The following is a 19,618-nucleotide window of genomic DNA, read 5'->3' on the forward strand; positions in this document are numbered from 1 at the left end:
TATTTACTTTCGATTTTAAAGACACTAGCTAATCGCTAGTGTCTTTCTTATAAATTGTCATCTATTTTTTCTAAGAATCTCAAGAATTCAGCTTGTTCTTTCTCGGTCAAGGGTTCAATCAATTTCTTTTCAGATGCTTCAAATATTTGATTAATCTGATTAATAATTTTTAGCCCTTTGGGCAAAATATAGATATTTTTTTGACGTTCATTCTCTTTAGGAATTCGTCTTTCGATATATCCTTTTTTTTCCAACCCTTGGAGCATACTTGTAATACTTGCTCCTCGTCTATTAAATACTTCTGCTAAATCTTTTTGGATGAGACCTTTATCTTGATTTTCTGCAATATATGCGATTACTCTAGCTTGTTGATGATTCACTTCTAAATCTTTCATCATTTGACTAGAGGTCATCATTGATTTTTGTGAAATAGAACGAAATAAATTTGAATAGATTGTATCGGTCATCTGGGCTCCTCTTATTTGATTTACTGTTTCTTATCTTCTAGTATAGAGTTCTTTAGAATATTTGTCAAGACCTAATAATTAGAAACCTAACAGTTCGAGCTTGACTTTTATTTTATTTCGAGTTACAATAATTTCTATCAATTAGAAACCTAACTATTAGGTTTCTAGATTTGTAAAAACAGAAAGAAGAACAATAAAAATGAGTAAAAAATCCAACTCTTATTATCTTAAGGAAGCGCCCATCAGAAAAGCAATTGCTCACTTATCAATTCCCATGATGATTGGAATTTCCGCAACAACAATCTATAACTTAATCAATGCCTACTTTATCGGCCTTGTCCATGACACAAATATGATGTCAACAATCACTCTAGGTTTAACAATAACCATTGTTTTTATGGCCATCGGAAACCTTTTTGGTGTCGGAGGTGGAACCTTTATTACTCGTCTGCTAGGTTCTGGCGACAAAGAAAAAGGAAAGAAAATCGCTGGTTATTCTTTCTATATGAGTTTAATCATTGGTTTGCTTATTGGGCTTGTTTCTCTTTTCTTTTTAAGTCCAATCGCTCATATTTTAGGAGCAGACGCCGCAACTCTTACTTATACTAAAGAATATGCTGGAGTTTTATTAGGTGGTGGTTTTAGTATGATTTTAAACTATGGACTGGAACAATTAGTTCGTGCAGAAGGTGCCTCAAAAGAATCAATGTATGGAATGTTCGTTGGGGTTGCGACTAGTATTGTCTTAGATGCCCTCTTTATCCTAGTTTTAAATCTTCATGTCATTGGGGCTGGACTTTCAATGGTGATCGCAAATCTAGCTTCTACAGCTTATTATGTCTGGTTTTTAGAAAATAAAAGTGAATCGCTTAAAGGATTTTTAAAACATTTTAAAATCAGTTTAAAAGACCAATTTGAAATCTACAAAATTGGGATTGCAGAAGTTTTCAAATCAGCATTTATGATTGTCACAACACTTTTGTTAAATCACTTTTCTGTTCAATATGGTGATAATGTTCTTGCTAGCTTTGGGATTGCCCTTAGAATCACTCAACTGCCTGAATTTTTGACCATGGGACTCTTTTTGGGGGCCATTCCACTCTTTGCCTATAGTTTTGCTTCAAATAATACTCAACGATTAAAAGAAGCGCTTAAAGAGTTAACTCTTTGGATTGGCGGAATTTCTATTCTCTTTGCTTTAATTGTCTATCTTTTTAGAGTTCCTGTCATGCAACTCTTTACTGATGATAGTGCAGTAATCAAAGTGGGCTTAATCGTACTAGCCGCACAACTGGTTTCATCTGTCTTCAATGGTTTTTCTGGATTATTTACTGGAATTTTTGAAGCTTCTGGTCTAGGTGCGCAAACTGGGGTAATGTCAACTATTCAAGGGATTCTTTATATCCCAATCGTCATTATCTTACATCATTTTTACGGATTAACTGGCCTCATCTGGTCAATGACCCTAACTGAAGGAATTGCCTTTGTAGCAGGGCTCATCATGCTTATCCCTTATTTATTAAAATTAAACAATGGTAAACTTATGGAAAATCAACCTGAATTAGCTGTCGCTGAATAATATATTAAAAAACGAGGAAATTTATGTCCTCGTTTTTTAATATATTATTTTCCAGTCCAGACGAATTTATCATAATTTAAGCCTGATAAATTACAAGTTAATGGAATGAAAAAACGATAACAGTAATCTGCTATCGCTTTTTATTCTATTGCCACTCAACAGTTGCTGGTGGTTTGCTCGTAATATCGTAGACGATACGGTTGACGTGGTCCACCTCATTAACGATGCGTTTTGAGATTTTTTGGAGAAGATCCCAAGGAAGTTGGGCAAAGTCAGCTGTCATTCCATCGATTGAAGTGATGGCACGAATAGCTAATGTATAGTCATATGTTCGTTGGTCTCCCATGACACCGACTGATTTCACGTCTGTATTTACTGTGAAATATTGCCAAACATCACGTTCAAGGCCTGCAGCAGCAATTTCTTCACGAAGAATTGCATCTGATTCACGAACAGTTTCTAGTTTTTCTTCTGTTAAATCACCAAGGACACGAATGGCAAGTCCTGGTCCAGGGAAAGGTTGACGCCAAACGATTTCATCAGGCATTCCAAGTTGTGTTCCAAGCGCACGAACTTCATCTTTAAAGAGTGTGTTCAATGGTTCAATCAATTGGAATTGCATATCTTCAGGAAGTCCACCAACGTTATGGTGTGATTTGATTGTTTGAGCTGTATCTGTTCCTGATTCAATGACGTCGGTATAGAGTGTTCCTTGGGCAAGGAAGTCAACACCTTCTAATTTGTTTGCTTCATCATCAAAAACATAAACAAATTCGTTACCGATAATTTTACGTTTTGTTTCTGGGTCTGAAAGGCCAACAAGTTTGTCCATGAAGCGTTTTTGAGCATCTACTTTGATGATATTAAGACCAAATTTTCCGCCCAATGTCTCCATGACTTGGTCAGCTTCGCCTTTACGAAGAAAACCGTGGTCAACAAAGATTGATGTCAATTGGTCACCGATGGCACGTTGTAAAAGTACACCTACAACTGATGAATCAACACCACCTGAAAGTCCAAGAAGAACTTTTTTATCGCCAACTTTTTCACGAATATTTTTGATTTGCATATCAATGAAGTTTTCCATTGACCAGTTCCCTTTTGCTCCACAAATGTTAAGCGCAAAGTTTCTGAGCATTTCTGTCCCGTGAACTGAATGACGAACTTCTGGGTGGAATTGGATACCGTACAAGTTGCGTTCTGTATTTTCAACAGCAGCAAATGGACTGTTTGGTGAAGTTCCGACAACGTGGAAACCTTCAGGAATAGCTGTTACACGGTCACCGTGGCTCATCAAAACATCTTGAACTTCGGGAGTTCCTGCAAACAATGCTGATTTTTTAGTAAGTTGAAGTGGGGCAACACCGTATTCGCGTTCGCCTGCTGCTTCTACCATACCGCCGAGCTTGTAGCTCATTAATTGCATTCCGTAGCAAATACCAAGCACTGGCAAACCAAGTTCAAAGATTTCAGGATCAATATCGAATGAACCTTCATCATAAACTGAATTTGGACCGCCTGAAAGAATAATACCGATTGGATTAATCTCACGAATTTCTTTGGCTGTAACTTTATGACTCATGAGTTCTGAGAAAACACCGATTTCTCGGATACGACGCGCAATAAGTTGATTGTATTGTGAACCATAGTCGAGTACAATGATTTTTTCAAGTGTAGTGTCGGACAAGGGACCCTCCTCTAATAAGGTGCAAAAGTCCGAATTCCTGTTGGAAAGTTCGAACTTTTGTTCAATTATTTTATTAGATTTATTCTATCATAATTTATTGTTTTTTGCAGAGATATTTGTGAATAAATAAAATAAATTTTAGAAAAATCGTATGATAGTGATTACATTTATTTTTACTGACGAAAACGAAAAACTACTGACAGAGCTGTCAGTAATTTTTTTCATCTAATTCTTTTGCCAAAGCAAAATTTCCAATCGTTGCCGAACCATTATTTGCGACTGACGGAGTCATAATATAATCTGTCAGTAAATAGGGAACGTGGACATAACCTGCCATTAATTTTGTGAATTCCTTGCGCACGCGCTCAATCATGTGCGTTTGAGTCATAACGCCACCACCAAAAACAATTTTCTCAGGTGCAAGTGCTAAGGTTGTATTAACGGCGATTTGTGCAATGTAGAATGCTTGAATATCCCACACTTTGCTGTCAGCTGGAATATCTTCTCCACGAATTCCTAAGCGGGCTTCAAGGGAAGGACCGGCTGCCACTCCTTCTAGACAATCACCATGAAATGGACAAACGCCTGCAAAATTAAGATCGTCTGGATGACGCTTCACATATTGATGACCCATTTCTGCATGAGAGAATCCTCCAATAAATTTCCCATCTTGTACGGCTCCTCCACCAATTCCTGTTCCAATTGTGAAATAAACCAATGATTTTCCGCCAGTCACAATCATTTCACCGTAAGCCGAGCTATTGACGTCGGTAGTGAAAACCATCGGAATATCAAGTGCGGCTTTGAGTTTTCCTAATAAATCAACATTTGCCCAACCAGCTTTTGGCGTGGTTGTTATATAGCCATAAGTTGCACTTTCAGGCTTGATGTCAATAGGCCCAAAAGAACCAACTGCCAATGATTTAACAGGATTCTCCTTAAAAAATTCAATGGTTCTAGTAATTGTTTCTTCAGGACGAGTCGTTGGAATTTGATTTGTTTTTAAAATGTTAAACTGCTCATCACCAATCGCAAGTACAAATTTTGTTCCGCCTGCTTCGATTGAGCCATAATGATTTGTCATAATTTTTTCCTATAATTTGTTACTTTTTATGTTTTATTTCGTAGAGTATTAGTGAAGGAATTTTCTGTCAGTAAAAAATATTACTGACAGAAAACTTCTAGCCTATTTGTCAGTCTTATTTGCGTAAGTTTGTGAAAAATCTACCGCTGCACCAATTAAGTTGGCAGAATTTCTGAATTCACAAGTTACAATTTCTGGCATAAAAGTCGCTACTTCAATAATTCCCATGATTTTTTGAAGTTGTTTTTGCAATTCTGGAATTAACCATTCAGCTTGGGAAACTCCTCCGCCAATAATCACTAATTCTGGATCAAAAGAATAAGTCAGATTAAAAATTCCTTTTGCGACATTGTATAGAAAAATATTTTTTTCTTCATTAGCTATTTCATCACCATTAAAGGCTTTTTCAAAAATTTCGATGGCATCAAGAGTTTCTCCTGTGCGTTTATTATAGCGCTCAGCCATTCTAATCGTTGTTCCTAATGTCGAAAACGAATGTTCATCATCCATGAGCATAAAGCCAAATTCACCGCCAAAAAGATGTTTCCCATGATGAACTTTCCCATTCATAACTACAGAACCGCCAACACCTGTTCCAAGCACAAGGAGCAAAACATCTGACAAACCTTTTGCCGCACCAAATTTCACTTCGGCAAGCGCTGCACAATTGGCATCATTTTCGATAGAAACAGGTAACCCAAATCGTTTTTCTAATTCAGCATGAATATCAAATTCATGAATATAAGGGAGAGCACTTGCTCCTTCAATGACACCAGTCGCTTTATTTACTGCTCCTGGGGAACTAATAGCAACACCACAAACATCAGAATTTTCCTTAAATTGTTCAACGACTGCTGTCAGTGATTGATAAAATTGATCCAGATTATCCGGAGTTCCGAAAGCACCTTCTTCTCCTAATTTTCCGTCAGCAAATCTTGCATATTTAATGCTTGTTCCACCAATATCTATTGTTAATAATGACATATTTCTCCTCCAAATTTTCTTATATTTTAACAGAAATCATTGATTGTATTTTTCTAAAATCGAATCTGGAACTTGTAAAAGTGATGAGTCTGTTAAATTTTTATACCAATAAGCTGATTTTTTTAAAGTTTTCATTTGGGTATGGATATTCAAACTAATCAAACCATAACGATTTTTGTATGAATTCCGCCAACTCCAACAATCAATTGGTGTCCAAACATGGTAACCAAAACAATTTGAGCCTTCTTGAATCGCTTTATGGAGCCAAAAAAGATGTTCTGTTGTAAAAATAATTCGATAATCATCTTGGATTTGTCCATCAGCATTTTTGAAACGTTCTTCATTTTCTACGCCCATCCCATTTTCAGAAATAAACCAAGGAATATTTCCATAATCTTCTTGAATTCTCTTGGCAATTTCGTAAATGGTTTGTGGATGTATCTCCCAACCTCTGTCAGCATTCATCCGCACCCCACGTTTATTGAACGATGCGTAATATTTGTCGGGACGCCAATCTTGAGCCAAACTATTACTAGAATATTCAGGTTCTTGTACTCGACTCGGATGGTAGTAATTTACTCCCAAAAGGTCCACTTTGTTTTCCTTAATTCGTTTCAAATCTTCTGCTTCCGACTGCCACAAGACATTTTCTTCTTGTAAAAGGCTGACTAATTCTTCTGGAAATTCTCCCTTTATTGATGCATCTAAAAAGAGGCGATTTTGCCAAAGGTCTGCCATTTCTGCTGCTTTTAAATCTTCGATTTTTTCAGTTGCTGGATAGGACGGAGTTAAATTTAAAATGATTCCAATTCGTCCTTCAGGATTTTTATTGATTTTTCGGTATTGTTCAATCGCAAGAGATGAGGCGAGTTGCAAATGATAAGCCACTTGAACAGCTTTTTTTCCATCAACAATATCAGGATAATGGAAACCTAATAGATAAGCACACTCAACGACAACCATTGGCTCATTAAAAGTAAACCAATCACTCACTCGGTCGCTGAATTCAGCAAAACATTTTGCTGCAAAACCTGCATATAAATCAACAACATGACGACTTTCCCAGCCTCCATATGTTTTTAAAAGTTCAACTGGTAGGTCAAAATGATTTAAATTAATCATCGGACGAATCCCTTGCGCTATAAATTCATTAATTACAGCGTTATAGAAATCAACCGCTTTTTCATTGATCGTATTCTTTTCTAAATCATCTATCAAACGCGACCATTGAATACTTGTCCTTATTGATTTTAGACCAGCCGCCTTCATTAATTTTATGTCTTCTCGAAAGTCATTGAAAAAATTACTGGCTGTATCAGGTCCAATTCCGCCCCAAAAACGTTCTTGATAATGGTCAAAATCATAATCAAAAACATTGTCATGCTGCTTTTTAAAACGTCCTTCAGTTTGTGGGCCACTCGTTGCTGCTCCCCACAAAAAATTTTCTTGGAATTTTAATTCCATTTTCCACCCCTCTCAGTAACTCTTCTTTTTTACTCTGCTAACTGTTCTTCGACTTTCAAACGCCAAGTTTTTGTCACACTTAAAGAATAAACTTGTAAAAGGCCAATCAAACCAAAGAGAATCATGCCTTTAAATTGCCAAGTCAAAACAAAGATAAGGACAATCCCAAATAAAAGTTTTAGATAGGTTTTAAAACTAATAAAATTTGAAATAAAGCTCATTTTTAATAAGTTTCCAAAACTAATTTCAAATTGACTATCAAAAATCATTGTATATTCAAAAGCGGTCATAAGATAAGTTAAACCAAAGAATAGAATGAAATCAATCACCAAGAAAAGTAAACCTTGGATTTGTACTGAAAGATATAAATTATAAGCGAGCAAAAGGCTCAAAGACGTATAGAGCCAAAAAATGATATTTGCTCTTAAAAAGTCTCGCTTGAAAATTTGATAAGCCTGTTTCACTGAGATTGACTTATAGTCAAAACCATGTTCCAAATACAACTCTGTTACCACTTTAAAGGCAGGACCAAGTCCTAAAACAAACAGCCCTGTGAGCGCTAAGAGCCAAAATATCAAGGTCAATTTAACAACGACCCAAATTCGAATAAAGAATTCTTCTAGTGCTTTTCCAATCATTTTTCTATAACTTTCTAACTTTTATTACTTCATTATAACACTTTTCCAATGAAATGTTAGGGTTTTCATGATAGCCTTTTCTTTGCTTTTATGGCAAGTTTTTACAGTTCTTTGTCAGCTATTTTTTTGTCCTAATACTTGTATTTCATATAAACGAACAGCGGTATCTGCTCCTTGTGTTGGTTTAATGGCTGTGATTCTAACGTAACGCGCTTCTGTCTGTTTGAAAGAATCTTTGGTTTCTCCCAATTTATTTTTCTTAACGTTGACAACTTCTGTCCAATTTTGATTATCCTTTGAAATCTCAATGGTGTAATCAGAAGTATTCATGTCAGGCGATTCTCCTCCTTTTTGCGCATGGTCAATCAGGACTTGATTGATTTTTTCTGATTTTCCAAGGTCAATGTTAATATTGTGTTTACCTGGGCCAACGGCACACCATTTGGTATTTAATTTTCCATCAACTGCTTTTGGTCCTGATTCAGATTCATTAGTGAAACTGTCTACTTGAACGGATTGGTTTAATGCAAAATTTGTTAATTCTACTGGATGATCAATTACAGTAATCAGTTCAGTTTGAGTGACTGAATCTTCTTGTCCTTTTTCATTGATGACCGTTAATTTGACGGAATAATTCCCTGCTTTATCAAAGCTTACTTGAGGGTTCTTTTCTGTAGAAGTAGCGGGACTTGCACCGTCAATTTCCCATTTATATTTGACGGAAGCTAGATTAGATTGATTCATTAAAGTTACTTTTTCACCAATCGTAACTAGGGTTTTATCTGCTACAAATGCCGCTTTAGCTAATGAATTATCTGCCCATTTCACAGAGGTCGTAACTGAATGTCCAGATTCTCCAGCCTTATTAATTGGGACAATTTCAAATTTTGTTGAATTGATATTTTTGCCGCGTTTTAAGGCATTAACAAAGAAGGCATTGATATTGCTTGCTCCTAAAAATTCTTTACTTCCATCATTATTCAACTGATAAATTTCATAAGTAGAAAGATTATTTTTATTTGAATCTGATTTCCAAGAAAGTCTAAAACCACCTACTGTTCCTTCTTCTTCAAAAGCTTCATCAGTTACTTTTGCATCTGAAAGTGTGATTGGAGCGACTTTTTGACCATTGGTCAAAGTCATTTCTCCTAGATTAATGGCTTTAAAATCCATTGCTTGATCAGATTTTATGCTTAAACCGATTTTTTTGATTATTTGGCCTTCAAATTTCTTAACATCAAAACTTATTTCTGACCAATCCTCAGTCAGGCTATTATCTCCTGCAATGCTAACTTTTTGACCATTTGCCAGTTCTAAAATTGCTGAAACCTTAAGCGCTTGGTCTGAGCGCATACTAACAGAGAATTTTGCTCCCTTATCAATTTTCAAATCACTAGCAAACAATGTGATGTTTGAGCTTTTGCCTGCATCTAAATGTTCAGCCATAAATTTCAGTGAATTTCCACCGTTATAAGCATTTGCAAAGTCGAAGCTTGGACTTATTTTATTTTTTCCTTCGTTGTCAATAATCCAGCGGTAAGATGGTAAAATATCCGCTAAACTTCGGTCATTCCAATCCATTTCTGAGATTTTTTGGCCAGCTTTAAAATAGTTATAACCATTTCCTAAATTAAAATTAGTATTAAATTCATTACCGCTTATTGCTGATTTTTCCAGAACATATTTGGAAAGTCCTGTCCATGATTCATTGACGGAGTGATCAACTTGACGAGGGTCTGCTTTTTGATTGACCCAGAATGCTGATTCACGATTTTGAAAATCATCCCAATTACTTGCGTTAGTGTAGGTAGCGCTTGCTGCATAGAGTCCAATTGATGTTTGAGTGGCTTGATTGCCTTTTTCTAAAAGGTTCCATTTAACTGGAGTTTGGACGTCTTTGGCTTGCACATCTATTCCGGCATAAATATTATAAGGGTCAATATTGTGATTTTTAGCATAGAGATTCGATTTTTCAAGTAATTTTTGGTCTGCCAAATTATTTTGAGTCCACCAGAAATTTAAAAACATCGCGTCTGCTGCTTTATCTTGTACAAATGTCGCATTTTGGTCATTTAACTGATTTTGCCAATCCACTTTTCCATCTTTAGTCATGGCATCATACCACATGATTTGAAGACTAGAATCTTCTTTTTTTACTTGTTGAATCAAGGCTTTCATGTTAGCTGCATCATCAGCATTTAGCCCTTGGGTTTCTTCATTGATAAACCAGCCCTCAAATCCATAAGTCTTGGCAACCTTAACCATTTGACTGGCAAATGGATATTGTCCTTGCTCATCTTTTTTGAGCATTGTTTTGACCCAATCTACTTTTCCACCGTATTCTTTAGGCGGTAAGAAAATTGTTCCAAGTACCGGAATACCATTGCTGTGTGCTTCATCAATAACATCTGCTGATGGAGTTACAATTATTCCTTCACCAGATGAGCCACCCCAATAAACCAGTGTGTCAATGTATTGCCAATAATCAAAAGTATAGCTCTCAAATTTTGTTGTGCCTCGCGAAGGATTCCCAGAAGTTTGTGAGTTCATCATCGACAAGGCGACAATTTTTGTCTTTTTGTTTTGATTTTGATTGGATGGACTTAGTTTATCAGGAGAAATTCTTTTGGCAAGCGGCACTCGGGATTGATTGTAAACTAAATCTTTGTCATTTTCCGCTGACCATTCTAGAAATTTATCAGGCATCCAATAAGATGAAATGGGAGCATTCTTACTTTGGTAATCTGGAATTGCTTCTGCTGTCACTTTATAATTAGCTTTCACATGTTTTGCTGAAGTTCCAAAACAAGCTGTCAGTAAAGTTGCAGATGCCAAAATTCCTGTAGAAAGGCATATTCTAATAAAAAATTTTTTCGATTTTTTCATAAAATCCTCCAATAAAATTTATTAATCAAGATTTTTTATTTCTAAAGCAAAAGCTTGCCAAGGTTGAATTTCTATGTCTGTCAGTAAATTTGGAAAGCGGTCATTACTGATGATTTCATTTTTTTTGACAAAAGAACTTTCAAAACGTTGGCTTGAATTTGATAAATTGGCGACCACCAGAAAAGTTCTTGTTGTCGTTTTTCTCAAGTATGCGAAGATTGCGTCAGCACTTTCAAGTAATTCAAAATCTGCTTCTATCAGCCAATTTTCTTGGTGACGAAGTTTGATTAACTTTTGATAAGTATAAAATACAGAGTTAGAATCACTGACAGCTTGGTCAGCATTTATTATCTTAGTATTAGGATTGATAGAAAGCCAAGGTTTCCCTTTTGTAAAACCAGCTTTCTCATCACTGGTCCATTGCATTGGCGTCCTAGCATTATCACGACTCATTTCTCGCAAAACTTTGATAATTTCTTCTTCTGACTGTCCTTCTTTTTTTCTGTCAGTAAAATATTCATGTGATTCTACGTCATTTATTGCTGACAGATTTTCAAAAGGAAAATTGGTCATTCCTAATTCTTCGCCTTGATAAATAAAAGGAGTGCCACGCATCAAATGAAAGAGAATTGCAAAAGCTTTGGCTGATTTTTCTCTATATGTTCCCTCATCTCCCCAAAAAGAGACAATGCGTGGCAAATCATGATTGCCTAGAAAAAGAGAATTCCATGCTTCATTTGGCGTCAATTTCTGCCAAGCGGTCATTGCTTCTTTTAGCTTTGGAACATTTAAGGGGAGTTTTTTCCATTTGTCCCCGTTTCCTGCTGATGTCAATAGATGCCAGAAGCCAAAAACCATTGAAAGTTCATGACGATTGGGGCCACTATATAACTTTGCTAATTCTGGTGAACTTGACCAAGCTTCACCAACAGTGAGATAATCCTTTTTACCAAAAGTTGCTAAATTCATCTCTTTTAGATAATCATGCAGTTTTGGACCATTAACCGTGATTTCTTGATCTGGTTTTTTTCCAATCAAATCAATGACATCTAATCTAAAACCAGAAATTCCCTTAGCCAACCAAAAATTCATCATCTTATGAATTTCCTTACGCACTTCTTCATTTTCCCAATTTAAGTCAGGCTGCTGTGGACTAAAAAGATGAAAATAATATTGTTGAGTGCTTGAGTCATAAGTCCAATTTTTAAATTCTCCAATCGGTTGATCCCGCCAAATATAAAAATCTCTTCTCGGATTATTTTTAGATTTTTTGGATTCTTTAAACCACAAATGTTGGTCAGATGTATGATTGACAACCAAGTCCATAATGACACGAATATTAAGTTGCTTTGCTTTTTCTATGAGCGCTTCAAAATCAGCCATTGTGCAAAAAAGTGGGTCAATTTTATAGTAATCACTAATGTCATAACCATTATCAACCATCGGGGATTGATAAATCGGAGATAGCCAAATGGCATCCACTCCTAGTTTTTCAAGATAAGTTAATTTCTCTATTATTCCATTGATGTCACCAATTCCGTCATCATTTGAATCCTTAAATGACCGGGGATAAATTTGATAAATGACTGCTTTTTTCCACCAATTATTCATCATTTCCTCCATAAATTTTCATAAATACCGGAAGTATCTTGCTAAGATCGTCTAAAATTTCACTGACAGACTTAGCTGCAGCATTGTCAGCCCAAACCGAAAAGTAAGTTCCTCTGACAGCTTTCATCTCTTCTTGATTTAAATATTGCTGACCAGAAAATTTTTGAATTTTTCCTTCCCTTTCCAGTTTTTCAGCCGTTGGATAAGAATAGCCTGCTTCTTCACCTAAAACATAATAAAGGTCATTATCACAAAAATTTATTAAGGTATAACCCTTAGTTAACCATTCTTTGACTTCTGCCATCCCTTTGTCCCAGTTTGTCCAATAACAAACCTCCACATTTTTATTCAAAGGAACCAATGACTGAAGGTCTTTTCGTAAAAATCCATCATTCCAAATACGAACTTGTTTTCCTTTTTTCTGCAAATGCTCGGTCAATTGATTAACATAGTCATAATAAAACTCTAAACCACTTGCCTTATTTCCATATTTTTCCCGAGTTTTCTCCACTAAATAAGGATATTTTTCAATTTGCCGAAAATCAATAAATTCATCAGCCCCGATATGAAAAGTATCTGAATCTGGGAAAATATCGACTATCTTATCAATTATTCCGATAATCCAATCAATGACTGCTGGATTAGTAACATCTACCGCTTGTTGATTGCTGTCAGGTAGTGCAAATTCAGGATTTTGCTCTAACAAGGAGCCCATGTGACCTGGACTATCAAAATCAGGAATCAAAGTGATTTCGTGTGTTTTTGCAAATTCTTTCAATTCTTTGAGCATATTTTCTGAATATTTTTTACTGACAGGGCTGTCAGTAAAATTTAGCGCAAATCCTTCATTTTCATTGAGATGAAGTTGTAAATGAGTCAGCTTATGCTCTTGAAGTAAAAGAACTAATCTTTTTAACTCTGCTATTGACCAATATTTTCGTCCAATATCAACTAATAATCCTTTTTCCATAATAATTCCAATAAAATAAGACCTCCAAACTAGTTTCAAAATGAATTTAGAAAGGAGATCTTGGATTTGTTTACCTCTTATTTATTTTTTAGATAAGTATCATATTGACTTTGCATTTCTTTTTGAACTTTATCATAACCTGCTTTTTTCAATTCAGTTTTGAGTTTTGGTAAAGTTTGAACTGGGTCAACAGATCCTGTGTTCAATTGATCCAAATATTGACTCATGACATTTGATAAGTTTGAAATTTCAGATTTCACTTTTGATTGGTCAAAAGTAAAGCCAAGCAATGGTGAAACTTTTGCGTCTTTAATTGATTGGTCACGTTTAGTAATCATTTCATTGGTAACCGCATCAGTTGTATAAAGAATGGCATTATTTCCTGTATTCCAAGCAGCCATATGTTTTACCCCTTCACTGTATGAAGGAAGTAATTTAATTTTCTTATCACCAGTTTTTTCCCATTGTTGTCCTTCAACACCATAAACTAAACCATTTAAAAGTTCAGCGTCACTATTGATGATTCCAAGTGCTCTAACCGCTTCTTCTTTATGTTTAGAGGTATTTGAAACAACGAAGTTAGCCATACGAGCTTGGTCAGTTGTAATCAATGGATTAGTTACTGCTTTAGAGACAAGTGTTTGTCCTGCTGCTTGAGTCAAAATAGTATCGCCGTAATCGTAAGGACCTTGTGTTTCGACACGAGCGAACCAGTTATTTGAATTCAAGTCAAATGCAGTATTTGAAGTAGCTGCATCGGCCGGAATTAAACCTTTAGTATAGTAATCATGCATTTTCTTCAAATTATCAATATAGGCAGGAATGTCATAAACATTTTGGATTTTTTTACCATCCCCTGTTGTATCTACAGCAAATGGCAAACCATTTCCAAGGACATAGTCAACATTACCTGGTGTTTTGAAACCTTGACCAATGGCAAAAGCTGCAACATTAGGATCTTTTTTATGGAATTCTTCAATCACTTTTTCAGCAGAGGCAAATGAATCAACGCCGTCAATTGATAAATTATATTTATCCAAATATTGTTTGTTAAAAGTAATCACTTGTTGAGCATAAATATTACCATTTACAGGATATCCATAAAGTTTTCCATTGATTTTATTTCCCTCAATGTAAGCAGGATTAAGTTCATTATAAGCTGTCTTGGCATATTTAGGGGCTAAATCAGTTAAATCAGCAAAGGCACCTTTAGCGGCATTTGTTGCATAATCTTGGGCAAAAGCAATGTCATAAGCTTCACCAGATGAAACGATGACATTCATTTTTTGAGCGTAATCCCCCCAACCAATATAGCTAATGTCCAATTTCACACCAGCTTTTTTCTCAAGAATTTTATTAGCGTTAGCCATCAATTCTTTGTAATTGTCTGGCTTATCACCAATCTGGTACATGTGTAAAGTTGTTTTACCAGAACTACTTTTTGACTTCGCAGATGAACCACAAGCAACAAGTGTAAAGGCTGCAAGCACTGATACGGTACCGAGTGCAACTTTTTGATAATTTTTCATTAGAGTATGCTCCTTTAGGGTTTCCCCAATTTTTTTAACTTTATTAATGTTTGCGCTTTCTTTAAGCGTCTAAATTTACTCTGCTAAATAAGCAGAGACTCTTATTCTTTAACGCCACCAATGGTTAAACCTTTGACAAAATAACGTTGGAAGAATGGATAACTAATTGCAATTGGTAAAGTTGAAATGATAACAATTGCCATACGTGCTGATTCACCAGGGAGAGCCGCTAAACCTCCGGCAATTTGTGAGCCTGCTCCTGCATTTTGTGTTAAGAATTGTAAGTTGTTTTGAACTTTCATCAGCAAATATTGCAATGGAATCAATTTATCATTTGAGATATAAAGAAGAGCATTAAACCAGTCATTCCAATATCCTAAGGCTGCAAAGAGGGAAATGGTTGCAATCCCAGGTACTGCTAAAGGAAGAACAATTTGAGTGAAAATTCTAAGTTCACTTGCTCCGTCAATTCGGGCAGATTCAATAATTGAATCTGGAACTGAACGTTTAAAGAAAGTTCTCATAACAATGATGTTAAATGGCGAGACAGCCATTGGCAAAATCAAAGCCCAAATTGTGTCTTTCAATTGCAAAAGATTAGTCATTACCAAGTAATTCGCAATCATCCCAGGTGAGAATAACATTGTGATTAAACAAAAGATTGTGAAGAAGCGACGGAAAGGAAAGTTATTTCTAGAAATCGCATAAGCATAAAGTGAAGTTGCTGTAGAATTAATTGCAGTCCCTAGAACCGTAACAAGTACTGTGACAAACAATGATTGCAACATTTTATCTTTCATTTGGTCAAATAAGAATGTATAAGCATAAAAGCTCCATTCTCGTGGCCAAAAGCTATAACCGAATTGTTGCAAAGCCGATTCTTTTGTCAGCGAAATAGCTAAGACAAAGAGGAAAGGTAAGACACAAGAGATTGCAAAAAGTGCAATGACGATATTAAAAACAAAGTTAACTGGACGATTAAATCCTCGAACAGATAATGAGGCTATTTTTTTCTTTTTCATATATTATTAGCTTTCAAGTTTGATAAAAGGCTTGACCTACTAGCTTCCTCCTTTCTTAGAATAATGCTGAATCACTATCAAGTCTACGGGCAAAGAAGTTTGTAATCATTAGAAGAATAAATCCTACTACCGATTGATAAAGCGCTGCTGCCGTTGCCATTCCTAAGTCACCAGTGTTAGCCAATCCATTATAGATATAGGTATCAAGGACTTGCGTTACTGGTGTCAAAGCACCTGATTGTCGTGGAACATTATAGAAAAGACCAAAGTCAGCACGGAAAATATTTCCAACGGCTAAGATTGTCAAAATCGTCATCAGTGGAACAACTTGAGGAATGGTAATATTTTTAATCTGTTGCCATTTTGTTGCTCCATCGACCATTGCTGCTTCATAGTAAGTTGGGTTAATTCCCATTACTGTTGCAAAGTAGATAATCGAATTATAACCAATTCCCTTCCAAACACCAATGAAGAGGATGATGAAGACCCAATATTTTGGTTCTTGATACCAATTGACTGGCATTCCACCATTATGCATAATCATTTGGTTAAAAATCCCTTTGTTTCCTGGTGCCAAGAAGGCATAAACAAAGTAAGAAATAACGACCCATGAAAGGAAATAAGGAAGAAGTGACATTGTTTGATACACTTTTACCAACTTTTTATTCCGTAATTCACTCATGATAATTGCAAACGCAATAGAAATAATCAAGTTCAGTGTAATAAACCCAACATTATAAAGAACCGTATTTCTTGTAATATCAAAAGCAGCACCGGAAGAAAAGAGGAATTCAAAGTTTTTAAATCCTACCCAAGGACTATTGGTCAAACTGGCCAAAAATCCATCTGGGTCAATATGAAAATCTTTAAAAGCCACCACATTTGCAAATACTGGAATATAAAAGAAGAATATCATCCAAATTGCACCCGGTAGAGCCATAATTATCAGTGCTTTATAGCGCCAAATATTCCGAAAAAATTTTTTCATTGATTTTTCTCCTTAATCAACAAAGTCCGGATTTCGTGAGCTGCAATTTGTGTTTGTGAGTCTGCTTCAATTTCATCTTCGAGTAAATTAAGTAATTTCGCTTCTTCTTCAAGCGCTAAACTTAATGACTGACCAGACATATTGTAGCCTCGTAAAACTAGACCATTATCTGATTCGCGACGTTTCAATGCCGTGATAGCAAATTTATCAGTATCAATTTCTAATATTCTCCCAGCTGACGGTAAAGTTTTTTCTGCTGACGGATTTGTCAGTTCTACCGTTGAAAATGGAACTTGTGCAACATAAGCATGTTGATAAGTTTCATAACGTTCGTAAGCCGGTCCATGAAATTCTAAACTATAGTTAAAAGTATGACGTCCTAAAGTTTGAGCCTCTGGTGTTGGGAAGTAACCCCAATCACCAAGTTCTCCAACTCCTCTAAGTAAAGTTAGGGCAATATTTGCGCTGTCAGTAATTTCATATTCATTTAAACCAAAATTACCAACAGTTAAACCATATTCTTCATTGTGAAGATTAACGAAAGCTTGCTGATGCTGTGGATTTGTTGGATTTTCCCAAGTTTCAGGCATAACATTAGGTCTTGTCACTACTTCATAAATACTGTCAGCTTCGTGATTTTCGCTTGTTAATCCCGCTGGGAATAGTACACGAAGTCTGTGATCTTTCATTTGATTATCAATGCTTGTTTCAAAATCAACTTTTTTTGAATTTTTACGTACAGTGATTTTGCTTGTTACCTCTAAAGGCAAAAGTTTATCAGAACGACCAGCATTACGATAACGGAATTCCAAAACCTTTTTTTGTTCCTCATCCAATAATTCGTCAGCAGATTCAGGAATCATCAGCACTTGTTTAAGCTGAACTTCCGCAATTTCTGCTCTGTCAGTAATAATTGAAAATTCAACAGGACTGTCAGTAGAAAAAATTGCTTTGGTATTTTTAGGTTGGAAATAGATATATTCATTTCCAATATCACCAGTGTCTTCAAAGACAAGCAAATCTTTAAAAACTTTATTGAGCGACTTATCAAAAATACTCAATGTTCCATTATGATTAACTGTCAGTTTCAAACTTTCATTTTCAATTGTTTGACCAGAAATCATACTTTCATTATTACTGACAGAACTATTATCAAAGCTGTCAGCATCGTCAGTAAGTACCAAATCAAAACTTTCCCAAGAAAAAGCACTCATTTCATTTAAAAATAATTTCACTTTCACAAATCGTTTCATGTAAGGAACTCGGAAACGATCTTTCGGTAAATCATAATCAAATAAAACTTCTTCTTCACTGATTTCAGCTGGCACTTCTTGACCTTCACGATTGATTACTTTATAAGTTGCCTTGGGCTGTGCCTTTAGTTCATCATAAAGTTTTTCAGGAATTCCTTCTTTAAATAATTTGCGCTCAAGAACTACTTCAACTTCAGCCTCACCTGTTTTAGAATGTCCAGCTGTATTAAAAACGACAAAAGGATGTTGGCCTTCAAAGTCAATGACTTTAGCGAGTTCAAATAATGCATCATCAGCAAGATATTTCCCTACTTCATTCGCTTTTTCAAAACGTGTCATCATTTCACGATGAACTTCGTCAACAGAGCAACCACAGATACTATCATGTGGATGATTTTGCATCAAAGTTTTCCAAGCATAAGTCAATTTGTCGTGCGGATACTCTCCTGTCACCCGATAAGCTAAACTGGCGAGAGGTTCTGTAACATTTTCTAACTGACGCTCAACTTTTGTATTCCATTGTTTGAGATAAACTCGACTCGAAGCCGTATTTGCTAAAGTGTACCAGCCATCAGTTTCCTGTGAGGTTAGTTCCCCTGTTACCGTAGATAAGTTTTCAGGCAAATCTGACCTTACAGCTTCTAAATAAGTTGGCCAATTAGAATGAACAAACTCATAATCTGGGAAAAGTTCATTTGCCAAGCGAATCGCTTTGCTCAAATCTTTCTGAACTGGTTGATGATCCACGCCATTCATCATTAAGAGATGTGATGTCGAAGCAAATTTTTCAACATCTGCTAATTTTTGATTCCAAAATTCAAGTGCTGCTGCTTTTTCAGCAGGAATTTCATTTCCATTTGAATACCAATTGGCAAATAGAATTCCAAGAATTTTTGTCCCATCAGGACCTTCCCACCACATTTCTGAAAATTGTGAACTGTAGGCTTCCTCTGATTGTTCCAAAACTTGATTATCAAACCCGATTGGCTTCACTCCTCGACCAAAAGCTGCAGCGCTAAGTCCTGCCGCTTTCATCATTTGTGGCGTTTGGCCCATATTCCCAAAAGTATCAGGGAAATACCCCAACTCAACTGGAGCCCCCCAACGCTCCGATTCTTTACGCCCAACAAGCATATTACGAACGTTTGATTCAGAACTAATGAGGAAATCATCTTGTAAGATATAAAATGGACCAATTTTCAATTTTCCAGCTGAAACCGCTGCTTGTACTTCCTCACGACGCTCAGGACGTACTTGCAAATAGTCATCTAAAATAATCGTTTGTCCATCCAAATGAAAGCTATCAAACTCAGGATCTTTCTTGAATAAATCAAGTAAATCATCCACTAAATTGACTAAACGCATATGATGTTCTTCATAAGCCATATACCATTCTCGATCCCAATGACTGTGAGAGATGATATGTACCGTTTTCTTTTTCATAAAGCTCTATCTT

Annotated in this window: 14 protein-coding genes; 1 reads left to right on the forward strand and 13 read right to left on the reverse strand. The window is 35.8% G+C overall.

The genetic code is table 11. The features are described 5' to 3' along the window. Positions 1-47: 47 nt before the first annotated feature. Positions 48-467 (reverse strand): MarR family winged helix-turn-helix transcriptional regulator, encoded by a 420-nt coding sequence (locus tag ACRYLU_RS07205; RefSeq protein WP_058205469.1) that lies wholly within the window; start codon positions 465-467, stop codon positions 48-50. Between the two features lie 199 nt (positions 468-666). Between ACRYLU_RS07205 and ACRYLU_RS07210 the strand changes: the two genes are divergently transcribed. Beyond that, positions 667-2,046: an MATE family efflux transporter gene (locus ACRYLU_RS07210; RefSeq protein ID WP_038600219.1), complete on the forward strand. Its 1,380-nt coding sequence runs from the start codon at positions 667-669 to the stop codon at positions 2,044-2,046. Between the two features lie 145 nt (positions 2,047-2,191). On the opposite strand, the gene guaA is transcribed toward ACRYLU_RS07210, so the two are convergent. From guaA to ACRYLU_RS07270, 12 genes are all read right to left on the reverse strand, one after another. Continuing rightward, positions 2,192-3,733 carry a glutamine-hydrolyzing GMP synthase gene (guaA, locus tag ACRYLU_RS07215; protein ID WP_098393571.1) on the reverse strand — a complete coding sequence of 514 codons (1,542 nt, stop codon included), beginning with the start codon at positions 3,731-3,733 and terminating at the stop codon, positions 2,192-2,194. A gap of 208 nt (positions 3,734-3,941) precedes the next feature. Beyond that, positions 3,942-4,817: a fructokinase ScrK gene (scrK, locus tag ACRYLU_RS07220; RefSeq protein ID WP_104141666.1), complete on the reverse strand. Its 876-nt coding sequence runs from the start codon at positions 4,815-4,817 to the stop codon at positions 3,942-3,944. A 102-nt stretch (positions 4,818-4,919) separates the two neighbouring features. Continuing rightward, positions 4,920-5,801 (reverse strand): ROK family protein, encoded by an 882-nt coding sequence (locus ACRYLU_RS07225; RefSeq protein WP_445080813.1) that lies wholly within the window; start codon positions 5,799-5,801, stop codon positions 4,920-4,922. A 36-nt stretch (positions 5,802-5,837) separates the two neighbouring features. Next, entirely contained in the window at positions 5,838-7,265 is a 1,428-nt protein-coding gene (locus ACRYLU_RS07230; protein ID WP_311866477.1) for a glycoside hydrolase family 1 protein, read from the reverse strand. A gap of 29 nt (positions 7,266-7,294) precedes the next feature. Further along, on the reverse strand, positions 7,295-7,903 hold the full coding sequence (locus ACRYLU_RS07235; RefSeq protein WP_012898106.1) for a YesL family protein: 609 nt from the start codon (positions 7,901-7,903) through the stop codon (positions 7,295-7,297). 114 nt (positions 7,904-8,017) lie between these two features. Beyond that, complete coding sequence (locus tag ACRYLU_RS07240) at positions 8,018-10,789, reverse strand: endo-beta-N-acetylglucosaminidase (protein WP_445080814.1); 2,772 nt, start codon at positions 10,787-10,789, stop codon at positions 8,018-8,020. A 21-nt stretch (positions 10,790-10,810) separates the two neighbouring features. Beyond that, entirely contained in the window at positions 10,811-12,403 is a 1,593-nt protein-coding gene (locus ACRYLU_RS07245) for a glycoside hydrolase family 13 protein (RefSeq protein WP_445080815.1), read from the reverse strand. Beyond that, complete coding sequence (locus ACRYLU_RS07250; RefSeq protein ID WP_311866474.1) at positions 12,393-13,370, reverse strand: family 20 glycosylhydrolase; 978 nt, start codon at positions 13,368-13,370, stop codon at positions 12,393-12,395. The genes ACRYLU_RS07245 and ACRYLU_RS07250 overlap by 11 nt, the downstream gene beginning before the upstream one ends. Before the next feature lie 77 nt (positions 13,371-13,447). Continuing rightward, positions 13,448-14,899, reverse strand: a complete 1,452-nt coding sequence (locus ACRYLU_RS07255) for an ABC transporter substrate-binding protein (RefSeq protein ID WP_445080816.1) — start codon at positions 14,897-14,899, stop codon at positions 13,448-13,450. A 101-nt stretch (positions 14,900-15,000) separates the two neighbouring features. Beyond that, positions 15,001-15,921, reverse strand: coding sequence for a carbohydrate ABC transporter permease (locus ACRYLU_RS07260; protein WP_003130090.1), 921 nt, complete (start codon positions 15,919-15,921; stop codon positions 15,001-15,003). A 55-nt stretch (positions 15,922-15,976) separates the two neighbouring features. Continuing rightward, positions 15,977-16,909: an ABC transporter permease gene (locus tag ACRYLU_RS07265; RefSeq protein WP_003130089.1), complete on the reverse strand. Its 933-nt coding sequence runs from the start codon at positions 16,907-16,909 to the stop codon at positions 15,977-15,979. Then, positions 16,906-19,605 carry an alpha-mannosidase gene (locus ACRYLU_RS07270; RefSeq protein WP_445080817.1) on the reverse strand — a complete coding sequence of 900 codons (2,700 nt, stop codon included), beginning with the start codon at positions 19,603-19,605 and terminating at the stop codon, positions 16,906-16,908. The genes ACRYLU_RS07265 and ACRYLU_RS07270 overlap by 4 nt, the downstream gene beginning before the upstream one ends. Positions 19,606-19,618: the final 13 nt, after the last annotated feature.

The organism is Lactococcus sp. KTH0-1S (genome assembly GCF_052544945.1).

What these genes read in the sequence shown, in the direction of transcription:
- ACRYLU_RS07240 (WP_445080814.1), bottom strand. Translation starts at nt 10,789, where the DNA reads ATGAAAAAATCGAAAAAATTTTTTATTAGAATATGCCTTTCTACAGGA.
- ACRYLU_RS07270 (WP_445080817.1), bottom strand. Translation starts at nt 19,605, where the DNA reads ATGAAAAAGAAAACGGTACATATCATCTCTCACAGTCATTGGGATCGA.
- ACRYLU_RS07225 (WP_445080813.1), bottom strand. Translation starts at nt 5,801, where the DNA reads ATGTCATTATTAACAATAGATATTGGTGGAACAAGCATTAAATATGCA.
- scrK (WP_104141666.1), bottom strand. Translation starts at nt 4,817, where the DNA reads ATGACAAATCATTATGGCTCAATCGAAGCAGGCGGAACAAAATTTGTA.
- ACRYLU_RS07230 (WP_311866477.1), bottom strand. Translation starts at nt 7,265, where the DNA reads ATGGAATTAAAATTCCAAGAAAATTTTTTGTGGGGAGCAGCAACGAGT.
- ACRYLU_RS07205 (WP_058205469.1), bottom strand. Translation starts at nt 467, where the DNA reads ATGACCGATACAATCTATTCAAATTTATTTCGTTCTATTTCACAAAAA.
- ACRYLU_RS07250 (WP_311866474.1), bottom strand. Translation starts at nt 13,370, where the DNA reads ATGGAAAAAGGATTATTAGTTGATATTGGACGAAAATATTGGTCAATA.
- ACRYLU_RS07255 (WP_445080816.1), bottom strand. Translation starts at nt 14,899, where the DNA reads ATGAAAAATTATCAAAAAGTTGCACTCGGTACCGTATCAGTGCTTGCA.
- ACRYLU_RS07245 (WP_445080815.1), bottom strand. Translation starts at nt 12,403, where the DNA reads ATGATGAATAATTGGTGGAAAAAAGCAGTCATTTATCAAATTTATCCC.
- ACRYLU_RS07210 (WP_038600219.1), top strand. Translation starts at nt 667, where the DNA reads ATGAGTAAAAAATCCAACTCTTATTATCTTAAGGAAGCGCCCATCAGA.
- ACRYLU_RS07235 (WP_012898106.1), bottom strand. Translation starts at nt 7,903, where the DNA reads ATGATTGGAAAAGCACTAGAAGAATTCTTTATTCGAATTTGGGTCGTT.
- ACRYLU_RS07260 (WP_003130090.1), bottom strand. Translation starts at nt 15,921, where the DNA reads ATGAAAAAGAAAAAAATAGCCTCATTATCTGTTCGAGGATTTAATCGT.
- ACRYLU_RS07265 (WP_003130089.1), bottom strand. Translation starts at nt 16,909, where the DNA reads ATGAAAAAATTTTTTCGGAATATTTGGCGCTATAAAGCACTGATAATT.